The following is a 15,425-nucleotide window of genomic DNA, read 5'->3' on the forward strand; positions in this document are numbered from 1 at the left end:
TTCATGGGCAGTCGGGGCGTTCTTTCACGGGCGGTCGACGGTCCCTCTCAGGGGCAGTCGACAGGTCCTCTCATCGGCAGCCGCACCCGCAGCCGCCACGTCCCCTCTGCGGCGCCCGCCTCCGTCGTCCCGCCCAGCAGCCGCGCCCGGTCGGCGATGCCGCGCAGGCCGTGGCCGCCGCCGGGGCGGCACTCGGGGGCGCCGTCCACGGGATTCTCGACGGTGATCCCCAGGTGCCCGTCGGCCACCTCGATCCGCAGCAGTACGGTCACCCCGGCACCGGCGTGCTTGAGGGCGTTGCTCAGCCCCTCCTGCACGATCCGGTAGGCCTCGCGGGACAGGACCGGCGGCAGGGCCTCGGCGTCGGCGGTGAGCGTGGCCGTCACCCGCAGTCCGCCCGCGCGCGTGCGACGCAGCAGGCCGGCCAGGTCGGCGGCGAGGGTGGGCGCCGGGGCCGTACCGGGTGCGTTGCCCTCCCTCAACACGCCCAGGACGGCGTCGAGTTCGCCGACCGTGCGCCGGGTCGTGTCCTCGATCGCGGCGAGGGCCTCGCGGACGAACTCCGGGTCGCTGTCCAGGACCCGGCGGGCCGCGCTCGCCTGGAGGGTCACGGCGCTGAGGGCGTGGCCGACGGAGTCGTGCAGCTCGCGCGCGAGCCGGTTGCGCACGGCGAGGTCGGCGGCGCGCGCCTCGGCCGCCGCGAGCCGGTCCTCCGGCGTGGGCCCGAGCAGCGCGGGCGCCCAGCGGGCGAGGAGTGTGCCGGAGACGGCCGCGCAGCCGGCGAGTGCCACCATGGTCGCCACGCCCGCGACCGGCGCGAGCGCCAACACCCAGGTGTGGTCGAGGGCTTCGGGCAGGTCGACGAGTTCGGCGCCGCCCAGCCAGACCAGCAGCGGCAGCGCGACGAGGAAGCCGGCGAACGGCGGCACCGCCAGCGACATCCCGGAGATGATCCCGCCGAACCCGAGATGCAGCGTGAACCAGGCCGCAGCCCGCCCCTTCGCCGCCCGCGTCCGGGCCGGCCCGTGGGCGAGCAGGCCCGCCTCCACCCCGCACAGCGACCGCACCGCGCCCGCCTCCAGGGACCGGGTCAGCGGGAACAGGACGGCGGTGATCGTGGCGAGGGGCAACCCGACGGCGAAGGAGAGCAGTTGCAGGGGCAGGTCGTTGAAGACGTACCGGGAGTCGGTGGCGGGGCCGACGACGAGCTGGCCCACGAAGACGTACGGCATGGCGAGCGCGCCGCCGAGGATCAGATGGATCCAGCGCCGGCGCGCCCGCCGCCCGAACAGGAGTCGCGCGAACCGGCTCACGCCGTACGGGACTTCCCGCTCGCGGCGCGCTCCGCGAGGAAGTGGACGCCGAGGCAGGCGACGAGGATGCCGACGATCATCTGGCCAGCGTAGGTGAGGCTCAGCACCGGTGTCGGGCCGTCGGCCATGTCCGTGAGCGGGGCCAGCGACAGCCAGGCCGCCCAGCAGACCGCGGCCGCCGAGCCGACCCAGGCGAGGGCGAGGGGCAGCCGCACGGGCAGGGCCCGGCCGCGCCGGAAGGCGAGCAGAAGGCCACCCGTGACGGCCATGGCGAGGAACACGGCGGACAGGGCCTCCATGACGTAGAAGCCACTGGTGCGGTCGGCGAGGTGGGCCTCGTCGAGCCCGGCGGTGCCGCCGCACGCCCACAGCACATGCACGATCAGCGGCGGTAGCGCGCAGCCGGCCGCGGCGACGGCGACGGCACGCTGGGCCGCCCCGATGAGGCCGACCGGAAGCTCCCAGACCCGCCCCTCCCACAACCGGCCCCAGCGGTCACGGGCGTAGAGCACGAACAGGGCGCCGAGGGTGAGTCCCTGCACGATGAACCCGGTGTAGACGACCCCGAAGACCCAGGCGTCGAGGAAGGGTTCACCACCGGCGACGGTGGTGTTCGTGGGCCCGCCGAGCGCGTCGACGGCGACCTGGAGCGGAAACCCGGCCATGATCGGCGCGAGCAGCCCGGTGGCCACCCACGCGGGGACGGCGAGCAGCCACGCGGGCACCCGCAGCCCCCACGGCCGGGTCAGCACCAGCGCGAGCACGATGACGGCCGCGTCCATGAGCACGGTGACGCTGTTGGCGACGGCGATGCTCGCCCGGTGCTCCAGCAGCGAGCTGCCGTCCGGGATGCCGATCCGACTCCCCGCGATCCAGGCGACCTTGAGCGAGAGATACGGCGCGCAGGAGACGATGGCGACGGCTCTCAGGGCGCGACGGGCCCGGCTGAGACCGACCGTGCGCTGCTCGGTCTCAGGGGCGGGAGCGAGTGTCTGCGTCATACGACCACGCTCCCGCGAGGGCCCCGGCCGGCACCTCCTGCGCGGCGATGATCCGTCTCCGCCTGACGGGGGAGAGGCCCTCAGCCCTCCAGGTGGAGCACGACCTCGTCGATCTCCTCGCCCCGCGCGTTCGCGAAGCCCCTGGCCTGGGCGGTCACCCGGAAGCCGCACTTCGCCAGCACCCGCAGCGAGCCCTCGTTGTCCGCCGCCGCCCGTGCGTACAGCGGGCGTTCGGGGACCTCGGCGATCAGCCCCCGCAACGCGGCCGTGGCGACGCCCCGGCCCCAGTACGCGCGGTCGACCCAGTAGGTCACCTCCCGCTCGCCCGGCTGCCCGTAGACGGCGGCGCTGCCCACCACGTCACCGTCGGCCAGGATGGTGCGCAGGACGTCCGAGGAGGACCGGATCCGTTCCCAGTGAGCGTCGAAGGCGTCCCAGTCGGCCGGGTCCTTGGGGGTGAAGGCCGCCATGCGCAGGGCCGCCGGGTCGTTCATCTGCCGGTAGAAGACCGGCAGATCGCTGTCGTGAACCTCGCGGAGTACCACATCCATGGCAGCAGAGCCTACGAGGGAGTCAGAGCCTACGGGTGGCCAGCGTCAGCCGGTCGCGCGCGTCGAACAGCGCGTCCTTCACCATCTGCTCGTGCGCTGGGGTCAGCCGCGCCACCGGCACCGAGCAGCTGATCGCGTCGCGTGCCGGGGTGCGGTAGGGGATCGCGACGCCGAAGCAGCGCAGGCCCAGCGTGTTCTCCTCGCGGTCCACGGCGAAGCCCTGCTCGCGCACCAGGTGCAGCTCCTCGATGAGCTTCTCGCGGTCGGTGATCGTGTTCTCGGTCAGCGCGGGGAGGGTCTCCGGGAGCAGCTTGCGGACCTGCTCGTCCGTGTAGGTGCTCAGCAGCGCCTTGCCGAGGGAGGTCGAGTGGGCGGGGAGCCGGCGGCCGACCCGGGTGAAGGGGCGCAGGTAGTGCTGGGACTGGCGGGTGGCCAGGTAGACGACGTTCGTGCCGTCCAGACGGGCCAGGTGGATCGTCTCGGTGGTGTCGTCCGAGAGGCGGTCCAGCGTCGGTCGCGCCGCCGCGACCACCTCGTCGCCGTCGATGTACGACGTGCCGACCAGCAGCGCCCGTACGCCGATGCCGTACCGCGTGCCCGTCGCGTCCGTCTCCACCCAGCCCAGCTCGACAAGCGTGCGCAGCAACATGTAGAGACTGGACTTGGGGTATCCGACGGCCTCCTGGACCGACGCGAGGGAGTGCATGCCGGGGCGTCCGGCGAAGTATTCGAGCAGTTCAACCGTCCGTACCGCGGACTTGACCTGCGCCCCGCCGCCCGTCTCGCCAGCCGACATCGCCCTTGACCCCTTCGTTCGACGGGAAATAGTCTCCAACAGCATATTCATCATCAGAGACAGCGTTCAGTATATCGAACGACCCTGGTGAATGACCCCCGTACTGCGGCAATACATGTGGAGGGACCCGCGGTGGCAGCAGCACCAGTCTGGAGTGTCGACCCCCGAACCGGGAAGCAGCGTGAACAGGTTGCGGTGGAGGCCACAGCCCAGGAGGTGGACGCCGCCGTCCGCGCCGCGCACGACGGGCGCGGCTCCCTCGCCGACCGCACGGTCCGCGCGGCCTTCCTGCGCGGCGCCGCCGACCGGCTGCAGGCCGCCAAGGACCAGCTCGTCGAGGCCGCCGACGCCGAGACCGCGCTCGGCCCGGTCCGCCTCACCGGCGAACTCGCCCGCACCTGCTACCAGCTGAGGGCCTTCGCGGACATCGTCGACGAGGGCGCCTTCCTGGACGTCGTCATCAACCACCCCGACGACACCGCCACCCCGCCGATCCCGGACCTGCGCCGCTACAAGGTGTCCCTCGGCGTCGTCGCGGTCTACTCGGCCTCCAACTTCCCCTTCGCCTTCTCCGTCGCCGGCGGCGACACCGCGAGCGCGCTGGGCGCGGGCTGCCCGGTCGTCGTCAAGGCCCACCCCGACCACCCGGCGCTGTCGGAGCTGGTCGCCAAGGTGCTGCGTACGGCCGCCGCCGAGCACGGCATTCCCGAGGGCGTGATCGGGCTCGTGCACGGCTTCGAGGCCGGCATCGAGCTGATCAAGCACCCGCTGGTCACCGCCGCGGGCTTCACCGGTTCGGTACGAGGCGGTCGCGCCCTCTTCGACGCTGCCGCGGCGCGTCCGGTGCCGATCCCGTTCCACGGTGAGCTGGGGTCGCTGAACCCGGTCGTGATCACCGAGGCCGCCGCGACCGAGCGCGGCGAGGCGATCGGCACGGGTCTTGCCGGGTCCATGACGCTGGGCGTCGGCCAGTTCTGTGTGAAGCCGGGCCTGGTGCTGGTGCCGTCCGGCGCGGCGGGCGACGGCCTGGTCAAGTCCCTCACGGACGCCGTCAGCGACACGGACGCCGGTGTCCTCCTCGACCACCGCATGCGGGACAACTTCGTCGCCGGGGTCGCCGAGCGCGCCGGGCTGCCGGACGTGGAGTCGCCGGTGACGCCGGGCGCGGGCGGCGAGCACACGGTCAGCGCCGGGTTCCTCTCGGTCGCGGCCGACAAGCTCACGAGTGAGGGCGCGTACGACCTGCTCCTGGAGGAGTGCTTCGGTCCGGTGACGGTGGTGGCCCGCTACGACGACGACGCCCAGGCCCGTACCGTGCTGTCCCGTCTGCCCGGCAACCTCACGGCCACGGTTCATCTGTCGGCCGAGGAGACGGCGGGTGAGGGTCGCGGGGCGGAGATCCTCGCGGAGCTGACGCCGTTGGCCGGCCGTGTGCTGGTGAACGGTTGGCCGACGGGTGTGGCCGTAGCCCCGGCCCAGCATCACGGTGGTCCGTACCCGGCGACGACCTCGACGTCCACCTCCGTGGGCGGTACGGCGATCGAGCGCTGGATGAGGCCGGTCGCCTACCAGGGCGTCCCCGAGGCACTGCTGCCGCAGGAGCTGCGGGACGACAACCCGCTGGGGCTGCCCCGCAGGTTCAACGGCCGGCTGGAGCGCTGAGAGCCTGCGTCATGTCTCCGGCCGGGCGCGCGACGCCTGGCACGCACTCCCCCAGAGGGGGGACCCCCAGCCGCGTTGCCGAACCGCCCACGTGGCTCCGCCACGAGGGCGCTCCGGCGCCTTGCGATCGCACGCGCCCCCACGCTCGAACAACCTCGCGCGGGGGGACCCCCATGACGCCGCGCGCTGATCCGGCCGGAGACATGACACAGGCTCTGACCCCGGTCAACCCCTGTTCGGCTCCAGGCCCGCGTCCCGGGCCAGCAGGGCCGCCTGGACCCTGTTCTCGCAGTCGAGCTTGGTCAGGATGCGGCTGACGTACGTCTTCACCGTGGCCTCGCTCATGTGCAGCCGGGCGCCCGCGTCCGCGTTGGACAGGCCCTCGCCCAGCAGGGCCAGTACCTCGCGTTCGCGGGCGGTCAGGTCGGCAAGACGGCGGCGGGCCTGGTCGCCGCGCGCGGTGGCGGCGGGGGAGGCGAGGGTGTCCACGACGTGCCGGGTGGCGGCCGGGGAGAGATAGGCGTTGCCGGCCGCCGCCGCACGGACCGCGTGGATCAGCTCCTGCGGCGCGGAGTCCTTCAGCAGGAAGCCCGCGCCGCCGTGGCCCAGCGCCCGCAGCACGTTGTCGCGTTCGCCGAACGTGGTCAGGATCAGCACGCGCACATCCGGCGCGGCCCGGCCCAGCTCGGCCAGCGCGGCCAGTCCGTCCATCACCGGCATCTGGATGTCCAGCAGGGCCACGTCGACCGCGGTGCTCCGGGCGGTCTCCACCGCGGCCCGGCCGTCCGCCGCCTCGGCGACGACGTCGATGTCGTCGGCCGAGGTGAGGATCATCCTGATGCCGGCCCTGATGAGCGGCTCGTCGTCGGCGACGAGGACCCGGATCACGCGGCCTCCTGCGCGGTGTGGGTGCGATGAACGGATGGCAAAGCCCCGCCATCATGCCCGATCCGGACGCGCGTGCGACCTCGTTGGCGCCGTTCAGAGCTCGTCCTTGTAGGACTCCTTCGCGACCAGCTTCCCGTCGCGGAAGCAGAACCGGTAGACGATGTCTTCGTCGATGTCGAGGTAGTGACGGCACGTCGCGCCCTCGGGCAGCGGCGGGCCCTGCTTCTCCTGTCCGTCGGTGAGCAGGGAACTGCCCTCCGGCAGCTTGGCCTTGACGTCCTTCTCGGCGTCGCCGACCTTCGCGGACTTGTACACGCCCGCCGATATGGTGCCGCTCTCCACCTCGTCGAACAGCGCCGTCAGCCCCCAGGCCCCGAGGGCGACAACGCCCCCGACGAGGACGACGGAGGTGACGACACAGCCGAGGGCGACCTTCTTCTTGCTGCTCATGATGGCGGCGAACTCCCCTTGCGGATCGGAACGGTCGATGACCGCTCCACCGTCGCCCGCCGCGCCCTCGGCGATCTGCCCCCGAAAGTCGTCGTCCGGGGCGACGGAGGTCGCGCGTTCGGGGCGGGGCACGGGCTCCCCGTCGCCGTAGGGCAGCACACCGGCGAGGCGGAAACCGCCGTCGGGGGTGGGCCCGGTGTGCACCATGCCGCCGACCAGCCGGGCCCTCTCCCGCAGGCCCGCCAGGCCCTGGCCGCCGCTCACCGCGGGCGGGCCCGAGGGCGCCGAGTCGGGCACGGGCCCGTTGGCCACCTCGACGACCAGGCTGTCCGGTTCATAGCGCAGCGCCACGGTGATCGGGGCGCCCGGCGCGTGCTTGTGCGCGTTGGTCAGGCCCTCCTGGGCGATGCGGTACGCCGCGTGGTCGGCGGCGGGCGCGAGCGGCCGTACGGTGCCGGAGCGGTGCAGCTCAACTGCCGCGCCCGCGGCCCGGGACGACTCGACGAGGCCGTCGACAGAGGCCGCCACGCGGGCCGTCGGGGGCTCGGCGTCGGCCGCCCCGGGCCGCTGTCCGGCGGGCGCCGCGACGTCGTCCCGCAGGATGCCCACCGCCTCGCGCAGCTCCTGCATCGCGGTCCTGGAGGCCTCCCGGAGGATGCCCACCCCTTCCCGGTGCCGGTCGCCCAGCTCCGGGTCGACCTCCAGCGCCCCGGCGTGCACGGCGATCAGGGCGAGCTGGTGGCCGAGGCTGTCGTGCATGTCCTGGGCGATGCGCTGCCGTTCGAGGAGGCGGGCCTGGTGCGCCACCATCGCCTGCTCGCGCACCAGTTGGGCGTTGTGCCGGCGCAGGGTGTCGAGCAGCCGGTGGCGCTGGGCGCGGTAGCGGGAGGCGAGACCGGGCACGACCGCCAGCGTCAGGAACGCGCTCGCGGACAGCACGACGGTCATCAGAAGGGACAGTTCGACCTCTTCGCCGGACGCGATGTGGGCTCCGACGGCGATGTTGAGCGTGAGCCCCGCGGCGTACGCGGCCAGTGCCCGTCCGGGGCGCGTAATGCGGCTGCCCGCCGACCAGCTCGCACAGATCAGCAGCGGTGTCGCACCGGCGATGCCCCCGGCCATGGCCGACGACACGAGCACCACCGTCGCCGGCAGCGAGCGGCGGGCAAGCGACAGGACGGCGACGGCCAGGGCCACGGCGACGGTCCACGCCCCGAACCCGGCCTTCCCGTCGAAGAGGCCCGCGAACCCGGCGAGCAGGACGGCGAGCACGGCCTCCCCGACGATCCGCTTGCGGGGCCACGGCGAGGCGGCGACGAGCCGGGCGCGGAGCGGCCGGTCGGTACGGGGAGTCAGTGCTGCGTCCACGCGCAGACGATAGACACTCACCCCCGGCCGCCCGCATCCGCCCTTCGGCGCACCCGCGAACGACGAAAGTGAACACCCGCTCCCCGCCGCGACCGTCGTCCTCGCTCCCGCTGACGGGATCACCCCGGGGACACCCGGCGAGGCGCGGGCCCTGTAAGAATCCCCTCATGGACCTGGAACTTCCCGAACTGCCCTTCCCGCTCCGCACCTACGGCCCCGACGGCCACTGGTCCTACGAGGACGGCTTCCTCTCCGGATGGGCCGGACCCCGGCAGGACCGTTTCGTCCCGCCCACCGGTGAGGCCGTCGACCCCGCCTCCGACGCGCCGCGTCTGCTCGGGTCGCCCGAGGGCGACTTCCAGCTCATCGCCCGGGTCACCGTCGGCTTCGCCGCCGCATTCGACGCCGGGGTGCTCTACGTCCATGTCGGCGAGCGCGCCTGGGCCAAGCTCTGCCTGGAGTACTCCCCGGACGTGCCCACCGTGTGCACGGTGGTCACGCGAGGCCACTCCGACGACGCCAACTCCTTCACCGTGGAGGGCAGTTCGGTCTGGCTGCGGCTGAGCCGGACCGGGCGGGCCTTCGCCTTCCACGCCTCCCGGGACGGTGAGCGCTGGACCTTCGTCCGGCTGTTCACGCTGGGCGAGGAGAAGGAGGCGGACGCCGCCCTGGTCGGCTTCATGACGCAGTCGCCGATGGGGGAGGGCTGCGTCGTGACCTACGACCACCTGGAGTTCAGGCCGAACTGGCCGAAGGACCTGCGAGACGGCAGCTGAGCGCGAACGTCACCGTGAGCAGGGCCGCGCTGATGACCAGGCTCAGCCGCATCCCCCCGACGAACCCGTCGGAGATCAGCGCCCCGAAGGCGGCGATGCCGAGACCGCCGGACACCTGGCGTGCCGCGTTGAGCACACCGGCCGCCAGGCCCGCACGCTCGGCCGGCACGGCGTCCATCATCGCCGCGGTGAGCGGCGGCACCGTCAGCGCGCAGCCCAGGGCCATGGGGGCGAGGAGCACGGCCACCAGGGACGAGGGCGTGCCGGCGTCGACGTAGAGCAGCAGGAGCAGGCCTACGACGGCCAGGGCCTGCCCCACCAGCATCGGCAGCCGGGGGCCGTAGCGGCCGGCGAGCTTGCCCGCCACGACGTTCGTCACCGCGATCAGCCCGGTCATCGGCAGGAACAGCAGCCCGGCGTGCAGCGCCGAACGGCCCTGCACCTGCTGGAAGAAGAGCGAGAAGACGAACACCAGGCTGTAGAAGGCGACGCTGACCGCCGCTCCGGCCGCGACCGTCGCCGTCACCGTCCGGTTCCGGAAGAGGTCGAGGGGGACGACCGGATGCGCTCCGCGCGCCTCGATCCGCAGGAACGCCACGGCCGCGACGACGGCCACCGCCAGCGCCGCCCAGCCCGCCGTCCCGCCTTCGATCACCGCGAACGCCAGGGCCGTGAGCGCCACCACCGCGGTCACCTGGCCCGGTACGTCCAGCGGCGCCGGACGGCGCTCCGAGCGCGGGGCCCGGATCAGCAGGGCCAGGATCACCAGGCCGATCGGCACGTTGACGAAGAAGATCCCCCGCCAGTCCCAGGCCGTGGTCAGCGCGCCGCCCGCCACCGGACCGAGCGCCACCGCGGCCGAACCGCCCGCCGCCCACAGCGCCACAGCGCGGGCCCGCCGGGCCGGATCGGCGTACGCCTGCCGCACCAGGGCGAGGGAGGCGGGCAGCACGGCGGCCGCCGCCACGCCCTGCACCACCCGCGCACCGATCAGCGTCGGCAGGTTCGGCGCCAGCCCGCAGGCCACCGAGGCGAGCGTGAACACGACGGTGCCGAGCGCGTAGGCACGGCTCGCGCCCGCCCGATCCGCGAACGCCCCGGTGGACAGCATCAGCGCGGCGAAGGCCAGCGTGTAGGCGTCCACCACCCACTGCAGGCCCGACATGCCGCCGTCGAGAGAGTCGCCGATCGCGGGCAGCGCCACGTTCACCACTGAGGCGTCGAGGCAGATCAGCGCGAAGCCGAGGAGGGCGGCGGTCAGCGTGAGCGCGGGGGACGGCCTGGTGGACTCCAACGCACGCTCGGATTCGGCGAGTTCGTCCGCCTGGAGGGTGGGGTTCGATGACATGACTCCATGCTGCGGATCTCCGCCGCCGTACAGTAGTGGCCGGAATGCCATGCACCCGGAGGTTCTGGCCATGTCCCAGCCGTTCACGCCGCACCGCATCGCCGTCATCGCGCCGTCGCCGGTGTCGATGTTCAACCTCGCCATCCCGGAGATGCTCTTCGGCAAGGTCGTCAGCGACGGGCGGCCCGGGTACGAGGTGCTGGTCTGCGCGGCCGAGCCGGGACCCGTGCCCACCTCCGGCGGCCTCGACCTGTACGTACGGCACGGCCTCGACGCGGTGCGGGACGCCGACACGGTGATCGTGGCGGGCACCGGGGCGCCGTACGAGCCGGAGGCGCGGATCGTGGCCGCCGTCAAGGAGGCGGCGGACGCCGGCAAGCGCATCGCGTCGCTGTGCACCGGCGCCTTCCAACTGGCCGAGGCGGGCCTGCTCCAGGGCCGCAAGGCCACCACCTACTGGGCGCACGCCGAGGAACTGCGCAGGCGGTACCCGCAGATCGACCTGTGCGGGGACGTGCTGTACATACAGGACGGCCCGTACCTGACGGCGTCCGGCTACGCCGCCGGCATCGACCTGTGCCTGCACGTCATCCGCACCGACTACGGCGCCGCCGTCGCCAACGAGGTCGCCCGCGGCGCCCTCGTCGCACCCGTACGGCCCGGCGGCCAGACCCAGTTCACCCAGACCCCGCTGCCGCCCGAGCGCGGCACCGCCTGCGCCGACACCCGCGGCTGGGCCATGCGCAACCTCGACAAGCCGCTCACCCTCACCGACCTGGCCCGCCACTCCGGCGTCAGCGTCCGCACCCTCACCCGGCGCTTCCACGCCGAGAGCGGGGTGAGCCCGCTGCAGTGGCTGCTCCACCAGCGCATCGAGCGCGCCAAGGAACTGCTGGAGACCACCGCCCTGCCCATGGACCAGGTGGCCCGCGCCTGCGGTCTGGGCACGGCCGACTCGCTGCGGGGGCATCTGGTGCGCCGTACGGGACTGACGCCGAGCGCCTATCGGGCGCAGTTCAGCCGGCTCGGAACCGCAACCGCGACCGGAACCGGAGCAGTCGGGGTCACGTCCTCCGTTGCATGATCAGTGACCGAGTGACCACAAGTCGCGTGATTCGCACCGTTCTGTCCGCCGAGGTCGAGGACGTCGTCGCACTGCACACCCGCGCCCGGGCGACCTACTACCCCGACGGGCTCCCGCAGGACGGCACGGATTGGCTCGCCGCCTGGCAGAGTGCCATCGCGCGCCCGGACGCGCATGTGCTGTGCGTCGTCGAGGAGGGCCGCATCATCGGCCTGGCCTTGTTCCGCACCCCGGAGGACGCCCCCGCGGACAAGGTCAAACTGTTCCAGTTCCACGTCGACCCCGACCACTGGAGCCGTGGCGTCGGTACGGCTCTGCACGCCGCCTGCGTCGAGGAGTGGCGGGCCGACGGCAAGGGGACGGCCGTCCTCGACGTGCATGTCGACAACCGGCGCGCCCAGGGCTTCTACGCCCGTCAGGGCTGGATCCCGGACCCGGAGAACCCGCCCGCGAACGGCGACCACCACCTGAGCCTCCGCTTCTCCGTCACCCGGGAATGAACCCTGTCACCCGGGAATGAAGCCTCCTGGTTGAACGTTCACGTTCTAAGCGGAGGGAGTCTCCGTACCCGTACGACCGGAGAGAGCCACAGACATGCGCGTCGAGATCTGGAGCGACATCGCCTGCCCCTGGTGCTACGTGGGCAAGGCCCGCTTCGAGAAGGCGCTCGAGGCATTCCCGCACCGCGAGCAGGTCGAGGTGGTGCACCGCTCGTTCGAGCTGGATCCCGGGCGGGCCAAGGGCGACATCCAGCCCGTGATCACCATGCTCACGAAGAAGTACGGCATGAGCGCGGCGCAGGCCCGGGCGGGCGAGGAGAACCTCGGTGCGCAGGCCGCCGCGGAGGGGCTCGCGTACCGCACCGAGGGCCGGGACCACGGCAACACCTTCGACATGCACCGCCTCCTGCACCTCGCCAAGGAGAACGGCAGGCAGGACGAGCTGATCCAGATCCTCTACCGGGCGAACTTCGCCGAGGAGCGGTCCGTCTTCGCCGAGGGCGACGAGCGGCTCGTGGAGCTGGCCGTCGCCGCCGGTCTTGACGCCGACGACGCCCGCAAGGTCCTCGCCGACCCGGACGCCTACGCCGACGACGTCCGCGCCGACGAGCGCGAGGCCGCCCAGCTCGGCGCGAACGGCGTGCCCTTCTTCGTCCTCGACCGCAAGTTCGGCGTCTCCGGCGCCCAGCCCGCCGAGGTCTTCCAGCAGGCGCTGACGCAGGCGTGGGGCGAGCGGTCGCCGCTGACGCTCATCGATCAGGGTGACGCGGACGCGTGCGGTCCGGACGGCTGCGCGGTACCGCAGCGCTGAGCGAACCCGCAGGTCGGGACCGATATATAAGCGTTGCTTAGTAAAACCACGTAAAGAATCGCAATAGACCGATAGGTGCCCAGGGCCCACAGTGGAGCCATGGAGACCTTCGAGAGCCTCGTCCGTGCCGAGTTCGCCCCGAAGAGCGTCTATCTCAACACCGCGAGCAACGGGCTCCTCCCGGCCCGCACCGTGACCGCCCTGCACCGAGCCGCACGGATGCGGGCCGAGGGCATCCCGCTGGGCCCGCTGTACGAGGACGTCGAGATCGTGCGCGCCTCCTTCGCCCGGCTGTCCGGCGTGCCCGTGGAGCGGGTCGCGACCGGGGCCTCGGTCGCCGAGTACGGCGGGCTGATCGCCGCCTCGCTGCCCGCCGGCGCCGAAGTCCTCACCGCCGAGGCCGACTTCTCCTCCCTGGTGAACCCCTTCCACATGCGCGGCGACCTCAAGGTGCGCGCCGTCCCGCTGGACCGCCTCGCCGAGTCGGTCCGCCCGGACACCGCGCTGGTCGCGGTCAGCGCCGCGCAGTCCGCCGACGGCCGGATCGCCGACCTGCCCGCGGTGCGCGCCGCCGCACTGGAGCACGGGGCACGCACCTACGTCGACGCCTCCCAGGCGGCCGGATGGCTGCCGTTGGAGGCCGACCAGTACGACTTCCTCGCCGCCGTCGGCTTCAAGTGGCTCCTGGGCCCGCACGGAGTCGCGTTCTGCGTCGTCCCCGAGGACTTCGGCGGGCTGTCGCCGCTGCTCGCCGGCTGGGTCGCCGGGGAGATCCCCTGGGAGAGCTGCTACGGCCCCGTCGAGAATCTCGCCCGCTCCGCCCGGCGCTTCGACATCAGCCCCGCCCTCTTCGCCTACGCCGGACTGCGTACCTCGCTGGAGCTGGTCGAGGAACTCGGCGTCACCGCCATCCGGGCCCACGACCTCGCCCTCGCCGACCGCTTCCGCGCGGGACTGGCCACCCTCGGCCACGAACCGGTGCCCTCGCCCGGCTCGGCGATCGTGTCCGTGCCCGGCCTCGGCACCCGCCAGCCCGCGCTGAGCGCCGCCGGAATCGAGGTCTCCAACCGAGCGGGCCATCTGCGCGCGGCCTTCCACCTCTACAACACCGTCGAGGATGTCGACCGGCTGCTGGACGCCCTGTCTGCCTGAACCACTGGCGCGGGCCCGCCCGGGGCGCTAGGAAGGGCACCAGGGGTGGTGGTACCGGTGGAGTCCACGGGCGACACGTCCGTCCAGCCGTCTGCCGACGCGCAGGTGCACCGGCGGCTGGTGTACGGCGACGAGTCCGCGCTGGCCGAGGTGTACGCGGCGTACGGCGGGCTGGTGCGGCGGGCCGCCGTGCGGGTGACCCGCTCGCCGGGCGCCGCCGAGGACGTGGCGCAGGAGGTCTTCGCCCAGCTGTGGAGCAGGCCGTACGCCTTCGACCCGCACCGCGGCTCGCTGCGCACCTGGCTGTCCGTGCTCGCCCACCGGCGGGCCGTGGACTGGGTCCGCAGCGAGGCCCGGCACCGCAAGGACGCCGGAGCCGACGACTCGGCGCTCCAGGCCATCCCCGACGCCGGTCCCGGCCCCGACGAGACGGTCGTCGACCGGGAGCGCTCCCTTCTGCTGCACTCCGCCCTCGCCGAACTCCCGCAGCCGCAACGGGAGGTCGTGCACCTCGCCTACTTCGCCGGCCGCACCTACCGGCAGGCCGCCGTCGAACTGGGGATCCCCGAGGGCACGGCCAAGACCCGGCTGCGCAGGGCCCTGCGCTCCTTGGCGGAAACTTTGGCCGACCCGCCGGACCCGGCGCTCGAAAGGGGCGCATGATGGCGAGAGGGGTACTCGCGGGGAAAGCGGCACCGGGAGGAGGCACGCGATGACCGACGATCACGAGGCCGTACGTGACCTGCTGGCCGCCTGGGCCTTCGGCGCCCTGGACCCGGCCGAGGAGGAGACGCTCACGGCACACCTGGCCGACTGCGGGAGCTGCGCGGCGGAGGCGGCACGGCTGCGGGAGACGGTACGGCTGCTGGACGGGCCGCCGCCGGCGGCTCCCGCGCGGTCGGCCGACGGCGCGCTGTCCCTCGCCCTGCGCAGCCGCCCGGCAGCCGCACGTGTCGCCGGGCACGCCGCGCCCTACGCCGCCGCCGTCGCCGGGCTGCAGGCGCTGCTGCCCGAGCTGGCGGGCCGCTGGGCCATGCCGGTCGTGCACGACTGGGACGCGCACGCCACCGTCGCCCACCTCCTCGCCGCCGACGAGCACCTGGCCGCGCTGCTGGGCATCGGCTCTCGCGTGCCGCCCTCGCGGATCAAGGAGGGGACGCCCTGGGAGGATGCCTGGGACCGCCGTACCGCCGACGTCATCGCCCACGAGCACGGCCGTACGCCCGAGGAGACCGTGGCCGACTGGACCGCGCAGGCGGACGAACTGCTTGCCACGCCCGAGGCCCGGGATCCCCAACTCGCGGCACGGGCCGTGACGTTGATGGGGCTGCGGCTGCCCATCGCCGACCACTTCGTGGTGCGCGCCTTCGAGACGTGGGTCCACACCGACGACATCGGCCGTGCCCTCGGCCTTTCCGTCCCACCGCCGCCGCAGGAGCACCTGGGGCAGCTGGTCCGCCTCGCGGTGCGCGTCCTCGGTCTGGCCCTGGGCACCGGCGCGCCCCCGGTGCTGTTCTCGGTCACCGGGGGCGAGGAGTGGGTGCTGGGTTCCGCGGACGAGCCGGTACGGGCCGAACTCGTCCTGGAGCCGGTCGACTTCTGCCTGCTGGTCGGCGGGCGGTACACACCTCGGACGGTACCGAGGGGCGCCACGGGCGACGCGGCCGCCGTACGGAACGTACTGGAGCGGGCCGCGTCGCTGGCGTGGCTGTGAGGGTTACTTCA

The 15,425-nt window shown here is 73.2% G+C and carries 15 protein-coding genes; 8 read left to right on the plus strand and 7 right to left on the minus strand.

Annotation, left to right across the window (positions count from 1 at the left end):
- Positions 1 to 47: 47 nt before the first annotated feature.
- The 4 genes from ACIA8X_RS19625 to ACIA8X_RS19640 all read right to left on the minus strand — a co-directional run bounded on the left by ACIA8X_RS19625 (position 48) and on the right by ACIA8X_RS19640 (position 3,661).
- A complete protein-coding gene (locus ACIA8X_RS19625) occupies positions 48 to 1,313 on the minus strand; it encodes a sensor histidine kinase (RefSeq protein ID WP_399458740.1) in 1,266 nt (421 codons plus the stop codon).
- Positions 1,310 to 2,314 carry a hypothetical protein gene (locus tag ACIA8X_RS19630; protein ID WP_399458741.1) on the minus strand — a complete coding sequence of 335 codons (1,005 nt, stop codon included), beginning with the start codon at positions 2,312 to 2,314 and terminating at the stop codon, positions 1,310 to 1,312. The genes ACIA8X_RS19625 and ACIA8X_RS19630 overlap by 4 nt, the downstream gene beginning before the upstream one ends.
- A gap of 80 nt (positions 2,315 to 2,394) precedes the next feature.
- Positions 2,395 to 2,865 (minus strand): GNAT family N-acetyltransferase, encoded by a 471-nt coding sequence (locus ACIA8X_RS19635; protein ID WP_393443002.1) that lies wholly within the window; start codon positions 2,863 to 2,865, stop codon positions 2,395 to 2,397.
- Positions 2,866 to 2,887: 22 nt separating this feature from the next.
- The gene (locus ACIA8X_RS19640) at positions 2,888 to 3,661 is read right to left on the minus strand and encodes an IclR family transcriptional regulator (RefSeq protein WP_093907279.1); all 774 of its coding nucleotides are present in this window, start codon (positions 3,659 to 3,661) and stop codon (positions 2,888 to 2,890) included.
- Between the two features lie 132 nt (positions 3,662 to 3,793).
- Here ACIA8X_RS19640 and ACIA8X_RS19645 point away from each other — a divergent pair, with 132 nt between their 5' ends.
- Positions 3,794 to 5,323, plus strand: a complete 1,530-nt coding sequence (locus ACIA8X_RS19645; protein ID WP_399458742.1) for an aldehyde dehydrogenase (NADP(+)) — start codon at positions 3,794 to 3,796, stop codon at positions 5,321 to 5,323.
- 225 nt (positions 5,324 to 5,548) lie between these two features.
- Here the strand turns inward: ACIA8X_RS19645 and ACIA8X_RS19650 are convergent, their stop codons facing one another.
- Positions 5,549 to 6,211 carry a response regulator gene (locus tag ACIA8X_RS19650; protein WP_393443006.1) on the minus strand — a complete coding sequence of 221 codons (663 nt, stop codon included), beginning with the start codon at positions 6,209 to 6,211 and terminating at the stop codon, positions 5,549 to 5,551.
- A gap of 93 nt (positions 6,212 to 6,304) precedes the next feature.
- Positions 6,305 to 8,029 carry a sensor histidine kinase gene (locus ACIA8X_RS19655; protein WP_399458743.1) on the minus strand — a complete coding sequence of 575 codons (1,725 nt, stop codon included), beginning with the start codon at positions 8,027 to 8,029 and terminating at the stop codon, positions 6,305 to 6,307.
- Positions 8,030 to 8,196: 167 nt separating this feature from the next.
- Between ACIA8X_RS19655 and ACIA8X_RS19660 the strand changes: the two genes are divergently transcribed.
- A complete protein-coding gene (locus ACIA8X_RS19660; protein WP_093907283.1) occupies positions 8,197 to 8,805 on the plus strand; it encodes a DUF1349 domain-containing protein in 609 nt (202 codons plus the stop codon).
- Here the strand turns inward: ACIA8X_RS19660 and ACIA8X_RS19665 are convergent.
- Positions 8,765 to 10,153 carry an MFS transporter gene (locus tag ACIA8X_RS19665; RefSeq protein ID WP_399458744.1) on the minus strand — a complete coding sequence of 463 codons (1,389 nt, stop codon included), beginning with the start codon at positions 10,151 to 10,153 and terminating at the stop codon, positions 8,765 to 8,767. The genes ACIA8X_RS19660 and ACIA8X_RS19665 overlap by 41 nt on opposite strands.
- Positions 10,154 to 10,223: 70 nt before the next feature.
- Between ACIA8X_RS19665 and ACIA8X_RS19670 the strand changes: the two genes are divergently transcribed.
- From ACIA8X_RS19670 to ACIA8X_RS19695, 6 genes are all read left to right on the plus strand, one after another.
- Complete coding sequence (locus ACIA8X_RS19670; protein ID WP_399458746.1) at positions 10,224 to 11,237, plus strand: GlxA family transcriptional regulator; 1,014 nt, start codon at positions 10,224 to 10,226, stop codon at positions 11,235 to 11,237.
- Positions 11,234 to 11,737, plus strand: coding sequence for a GNAT family N-acetyltransferase (locus ACIA8X_RS19675; protein ID WP_399458747.1), 504 nt, complete (start codon positions 11,234 to 11,236; stop codon positions 11,735 to 11,737). Before ACIA8X_RS19670 ends, ACIA8X_RS19675 begins: the two co-directional genes overlap by 4 nt.
- A 94-nt stretch (positions 11,738 to 11,831) precedes the next feature.
- Positions 11,832 to 12,548 carry a DsbA family oxidoreductase gene (locus ACIA8X_RS19680; protein ID WP_393443016.1) on the plus strand — a complete coding sequence of 239 codons (717 nt, stop codon included), beginning with the start codon at positions 11,832 to 11,834 and terminating at the stop codon, positions 12,546 to 12,548.
- Positions 12,549 to 12,647: 99 nt separating this feature from the next.
- Complete coding sequence (locus ACIA8X_RS19685) at positions 12,648 to 13,700, plus strand: aminotransferase class V-fold PLP-dependent enzyme (protein ID WP_399458748.1); 1,053 nt, start codon at positions 12,648 to 12,650, stop codon at positions 13,698 to 13,700.
- A gap of 45 nt (positions 13,701 to 13,745) precedes the next feature.
- A complete protein-coding gene (locus tag ACIA8X_RS19690; RefSeq protein WP_399458749.1) occupies positions 13,746 to 14,363 on the plus strand; it encodes an RNA polymerase sigma factor in 618 nt (205 codons plus the stop codon).
- A gap of 49 nt (positions 14,364 to 14,412) precedes the next feature.
- Positions 14,413 to 15,414 (plus strand): maleylpyruvate isomerase family mycothiol-dependent enzyme, encoded by a 1,002-nt coding sequence (locus tag ACIA8X_RS19695; RefSeq protein WP_399458750.1) that lies wholly within the window; start codon positions 14,413 to 14,415, stop codon positions 15,412 to 15,414.
- Positions 15,415 to 15,425: the final 11 nt, after the last annotated feature.

It is taken from the genome of Streptomyces sp. NPDC051738 (genome assembly GCF_044453205.1).
Lineage (GTDB): Bacteria > Actinomycetota > Actinomycetes > Streptomycetales > Streptomycetaceae > Streptomyces.